1 protein-coding gene is annotated in these 723 nt (G+C 50.6%); it reads left to right on the forward strand.

Going from position 1 to position 723, the window contains the following annotated elements:
- Window positions 1-705, forward strand: a 705-nt coding sequence (locus tag GQS54_RS22970; protein WP_166426239.1) for a zona pellucida domain-containing protein, incomplete at its 5' end; no start/stop codon positions are given.
- Window positions 706-723: the final 18 nt, after the last annotated feature.

Here is a 723-nt window from a genome sequence, read left to right on the forward strand (position 1 = left end):
TCCTATGAAGTGGGGATTGGACCATATGGTTCCATCACAAGGGACAGTCATTTTGAGTTCCTCTTCCAGTGTAGATACTCTGAAACTTCTGTGGAAGCTCTGGTTGTGGAGGTCAACTCCGTTCCTCCACCTCTACCAGTAGCTGCTCCAGGGCCTCTCAGGGTGGAGCTCAGACTGGCCAATGGCCAATGTGTCACCAAAGGCTGTGCTGAAGGTGATGAGGCCTACACGTCCTACTACAGTGACGCTGATTATCCCATCACAAAAGTCCTGCGAGAGCCTGTGTATGTTGAGGTGCACATTATGGAGAGGACTGACCCCAACATTGTCCTGATGCTGGGACGTTGTTGGACTACTTCAACCCCCAGTCCACTCAGTCTCCCCCAGTGGGACCTTCTGATTGATGGATGCCCTTACCAGGACGACCGTTATCTGACCACACTGGTTCCAGTGACTGGGTCGTCTGGTCTTCAGTTCCCAACCCACTACAAACGCTTCATTGTGAAGATGTTCACATTTGTAGACCCAGCCTCACTGGCTGCTCTGCAGGAAACCATCTTCATCCATTGCAGTACAGAGGTGTGCCATCCATCATCTGGCTCTTGTGAGCAACGCTGCACCAGGAAACGAAGAGATACTCCTATCAAGGCTGTCTCTGGGGAGCAGACTGTGGTTTCTAGTGGAGCAGTTACTCTGGTCATGTAAATCTAGTTTTTAATAAAC

Source organism: Paraglaciecola sp. 20A4 (assembly GCF_011378905.1).
Classification (GTDB): domain Bacteria; phylum Pseudomonadota; class Gammaproteobacteria; order Enterobacterales; family Alteromonadaceae; genus Paraglaciecola.